This window comes from Tabrizicola flagellatus (assembly GCF_046295235.1).
GTDB lineage: Bacteria > Pseudomonadota > Alphaproteobacteria > Rhodobacterales > Rhodobacteraceae > Tabrizicola > Tabrizicola flagellata_A.
Map to the genome: position 1 here is coordinate 1 of NZ_JBKBLV010000083.1, position 4,060 is coordinate 4,060.

The 4,060-nt window shown below is 67.5% G+C and carries 6 protein-coding genes; all 6 read left to right on the top strand.

Annotated features, from left to right (window positions below; all coding sequences use genetic code 11):
• The coding region (locus tag ACK4IU_RS18490) for an HAD hydrolase-like protein (RefSeq protein WP_409738295.1) at nucleotides 1–276 on the top strand (276 nt) is incomplete at its 5' end.
• 117 nt (nucleotides 277–393) lie between these two features.
• The gene (locus ACK4IU_RS18495) at nucleotides 394–837 is read left to right on the top strand and encodes a MaoC family dehydratase (protein ID WP_135449714.1); all 444 of its coding nucleotides are present in this window, start codon (nucleotides 394–396) and stop codon (nucleotides 835–837) included.
• Between the two features lie 28 nt (nucleotides 838–865).
• Entirely contained in the window at nucleotides 866–1,789 is a 924-nt protein-coding gene (locus ACK4IU_RS18500; RefSeq protein ID WP_409738298.1) for a bifunctional riboflavin kinase/FAD synthetase, read from the top strand.
• Nucleotides 1,786–2,238 (top strand): YcgN family cysteine cluster protein, encoded by a 453-nt coding sequence (locus ACK4IU_RS18505; protein ID WP_409738301.1) that lies wholly within the window; start codon nucleotides 1,786–1,788, stop codon nucleotides 2,236–2,238. The genes ACK4IU_RS18500 and ACK4IU_RS18505 overlap by 4 nt, the downstream gene beginning before the upstream one ends.
• On the top strand, nucleotides 2,238–3,254 hold the full coding sequence (locus tag ACK4IU_RS18510) for a threonine aldolase family protein (RefSeq protein ID WP_409738304.1): 1,017 nt from the start codon (nucleotides 2,238–2,240) through the stop codon (nucleotides 3,252–3,254). Before ACK4IU_RS18505 ends, ACK4IU_RS18510 begins: the two co-directional genes overlap by 1 nt.
• 96 nt (nucleotides 3,255–3,350) lie before the next feature.
• On the top strand, nucleotides 3,351–4,060 hold a 710-nt coding region (locus ACK4IU_RS18515), incomplete at its 3' end, for a ribose-phosphate pyrophosphokinase (RefSeq protein WP_409738307.1).

Consider the following 4,060-nt stretch of genomic DNA (forward strand, 5'->3'; position numbering starts at 1 on the left):
TTCGGCAAGCCGCATCCGCCGATCTACGACCTTGCCCGTCACCGCCTGGCCGAGGCGGGCGCGCCGGCAGATCCCGCGATCCTCTGCATCGGCGACGGGATTTTCACCGACATCCGGGGCGGGATCGGCGAGGGGCTGGACACGCTGTTCATCACCGGCGGGCTCGAAGCCGACCGCTTCGGCCCCGACCCGGAGAATCCCGATCCCGCCCGGCTGGACGACTGGCTCGACGGGGTGGAACTGTCGCCCACCTACGCCATGGGCCGCCTGCGCTGATATCGCGGCAACATTCGTTCGCATGCGAAAGTCATATTGAACAATTCTTGCGTGACCGATTGTGCTGCGTCGCAGCGCGTGCTAGGGTGCCGCATGACCGGAAGGGATTCGGACCCCATGCTCGACAACATGCCCCGCGGAACGATCTGCATCGAGGACATCGAGATCGGCATGTCCCGCCATCTGATGAAGGTCATCACCGACCGCGACATAGAGCTGTTCGCCGAAGTCTCGACCGACCGGAACCCTGTCCACCTCGACGACGCCTATGCCCAGGATACGATCTTCGAGGGCCGCATTGCGCACGGGATGCTGACCGCCGGGCTGATCTCGGCGGTGATCGGGGAACAGCTTCCGGGCCATGGCACGGTCTATCTGGGGCAAAGCCTGAAGTTCATGGCACCCGTCCGCCCCGGCGACATGGTGCGCGCCGAGGTCACCGTTACCGGCATCGACCACGCCAAACGCCGGGTGACCCTTGAAACCCTCGCCTCGGTCGGTAAAACCGTAGTCCTGAAGGGCGAGGCGCTGGTTCTGGCGCCCAGCCGCAAGTTCGACTGACGGGGCAGACGCCCCCTGAAGGGCGCGGATGCAGATTCATCAGGATTTCCAGTGGCTTGATCCGGCCGCCCGGGGCATGTCCTGCGCGATGGGCAATTTCGACGGGGTGCATCTCGGCCATCAGTCGGTGATCGACCTCGCGCGCGGTCGCGGCCCCCTCGGCATCGTCACCTTCGAGCCGCATCCGCGTCAGGTCTTTGCCCCCGAGGCCCCGCCCTTCCGGCTGATGAACGCCGAGGCGCGGGCGAACCGGCTGGCCAAGCTCGGCGTGCAGCACCTGTTCCAGCTGCCGTTCAACCGCGCGCTTGCCGCGCTCACGCCCGAGGAATTCGCCCGCGACGTGCTGGCCGAGGGGCTGGGGATTTCCCATGTCGTCGTCGGCGCCGATTTCTGCTTCGGCAAGGGCCGCGCCGGCACCGCCCGAGACCTTGCCGCGCTGGGGGACCGCTTCGGCTTTGACACCACCATCGCGCCGCTGGTCCAGATCGCCGGACGCGAGGTCTCTTCCACCGCGATCCGCGAGGCGCTGAGCGAGGGGCGCCCCCGCGACGCCGCCGCCATGCTGGGCCACCTGCACCGGATCGAGGGCGAAGTGATCCATGGCGAGAAGCGGGGCCGCGAGCTTGGCTATCCCACCGCAAACATGGCGCTGACCGGCCTGCACCTTCCGCGCTTCGGGGTCTACGCGGTGAAGGTCGATGTGCTGACCGGCCCCCATGCCGGGTCCTACATGGGCGCTGCGAGCCTTGGCGTGCGGCCGATGTTCGCGGGCGAGGTGCCGAACCTCGAGACCTATCTCATGGATTTCAAGGGCGACCTCTACGGCCACCACCTTTCCGTCGCGCTGGTGGACTTCCTGCGCCCCGAACTGAAGTTCGACGGCCTGCCCGCCCTTATCGCGCAGATGGAGGCCGACTGCGCCCAGGCCCGCGCCATCCTGTCCGCGTCATGACCGGGCTCCGCCCCCGGTTCTGGGAAACCGTCCCCCTGAACAAGATGACTCAGGCCGAATGGGAGGCGCTCTGCGACGGTTGCGGCAAGTGCTGCCTGAACAAGCTGGAATATGAGGACACGGGCGAGGTCGCCTATACCCGCATTGCCTGCCGCCTGTTCGACGGCGACACCTGCCGGTGCCGCGACTATCCGAACCGCAAAGTGCATGTCCCGGAATGCGTGGTCCTGACGCCGAAGACCCTGCCGAAGATCGCCTACTGGATGCCCGCGACCTGCGCCTACAAGCTGTTGTTCCAGAAGAAGACGCTGCCCGACTGGCACCCGCTGGTCACAGGTGACCCCGACAGCACGCACAAGGCCGGCCAGTCCGTGCGGGGCCTCACGCTCTCGGAAACCGAGGTGCCCGAGGACGACTGGGAAGACTACCTGATCGAGGAAACCCCCTGATGCGCTTTGCCTCCGACAACACCTCCGGCGCCGCCCCCGAGATCCTGGCCGCGATCCTCAAGGCCAACGAAGGCTACGAGCGCAGCTACGGCGCCGATGCCGCCATGTCGCGCGTCACCGATCTGGTGCGCGAGATCTTCGAGGCTCCGCACGCCGAAGTCCGCCTTGTCGCCACCGGCACCGCCGCCAATGCGCTGGCCATCGCGACCCATGTCCAGCCCTGGGACGCGGTGTTCTGCCACACCCATGCCCATATCGCCGAGGACGAATGCAACGCGCCCGAGTTCTACTCCGGCGCCAAGCTGGTTCTGGTCCCAGGCGACCACGGCAAGATCACTCCCGGCACGCTGTCCGCCGCCCTGGCGTCAACAGGCGAAAGCGGCGTGCATGGCGTTCAGCGGGGGATGCTGTCGCTGACCAATGTCACCGAGGCCGGGACCGTCTATACGCCGGGCGAGATCGCCGCGCTGACGGCGCTTGCGAAGGCGAAGGGCATCCCTTGCCACCTGGACGGCGCGCGCTTTGCCAATGCGCTGGTCGCCACCGGCGCGACGCCCGCCGAGATGACCTGGAAGGCCGGGATCGACGTGCTGTCGCTGGGCGGGACCAAGAACGGCTGCCTCGGGGTCGAGGGCGTCGTGCTCTTCGACCCGGCGAAGGCCTGGGAACTGGAGTTGCGGCGCAAGCGGGGCGGGCATCTCTTCTCCAAGCACCGGTTCCTGTCGGCGCAGATGGAGGCCTATCTGACCGAAGGCCTCTGGCTGCGGCTTGCGGCCCGGGCCAATGCCATGGGCCAGCGCCTGGTGCGGGGCCTGCGCGACCGGCAGGCACATGTGCCCCCGGCGGACGCCAACATGCTGTTCCCGGAATGGCCCGCGGGGCATCACGAACGGCTCGAAGCCGCCGGCGCCGCGTACTACCGCTTCCCCGCCCCCGCAGGCCGGGAACGCGCGCGGCTCGTCGCCAGCTGGTGCACCACCGAGGCCGAGGTGGACGCTTTCCTGAACGCCTTCTGATCCCGCGTTTTTCGCGCCGTTAGCGGTCGCGCCGGTTTGCAAGCGCAGCACCGGGTGATAAGCGGGGGCCGTCACGAATCCGTCACCGAGGACGCCATGCCCGCCGTCACCGAACCCAAGCTCATCGCCGGCAATGCCAACCAGCCGCTGGCCAAGGCCATCGCGCGGCGCATGTCGATGCACCGGGGGATGAGCGTCAATCTCGTCGATGCCCGGGTCGAACGCTTCAACGACCAGGAGATCTTCGTCGAGGTCTTCGAGAACGTCCGCGGCGAGGACATGTATGTCATCCAGCCGACCTCGAACCCGGCGAACGACAACCTGATGGAACTGCTCATCATGGTCGATGCGCTGCGCCGGTCCTCGGCCAGCCGGATCACCGCCGTGATCCCCTATTTCGGCTATGCCCGCCAGGACCGCCGCGCCAAGGCGCGCACCCCGATCAGCGCCAAGCTGGTGGCGAACCTGATCGAGACGGCGGGCGTGGACCGCGTGCTGACGCTGGACCTGCACGCCGCCCAGATCCAGGGCTTCTTCGACATCCCGGTGGACAACCTCTATGCCGCCCCGGTCTTTGCCCTGGACATCGAGCACCATTTCAAGGGCCAGATGGATGACATCATGATCGTCTCGCCCGACGTGGGCGGCGTGGCGCGGGCGCGGGAACTGGCCAAGCGGATCAGCGCCCCCCTCGCCATCGTGGACAAGCGGCGCGAGAAGGCCGGCGAGGTGGCCGAGATGACCGTGATCGGCGACGTGAAGGGCCGCAAGTGCATCATCGTCGATGACATCTGCGACACCGCCGG

Coding starts and splice junctions, on each gene's coding strand:
- ACK4IU_RS18495 (WP_135449714.1), top strand. CDS start 394: ATGCTCGACAACATGCCCCGCGGAACGATCTGCATCGAGGACATCGAG.
- ACK4IU_RS18500 (WP_409738298.1), top strand. CDS start 866: ATGCAGATTCATCAGGATTTCCAGTGGCTTGATCCGGCCGCCCGGGGC.
- ACK4IU_RS18505 (WP_409738301.1), top strand. CDS start 1,786: ATGACCGGGCTCCGCCCCCGGTTCTGGGAAACCGTCCCCCTGAACAAG.
- ACK4IU_RS18510 (WP_409738304.1), top strand. CDS start 2,238: ATGCGCTTTGCCTCCGACAACACCTCCGGCGCCGCCCCCGAGATCCTG.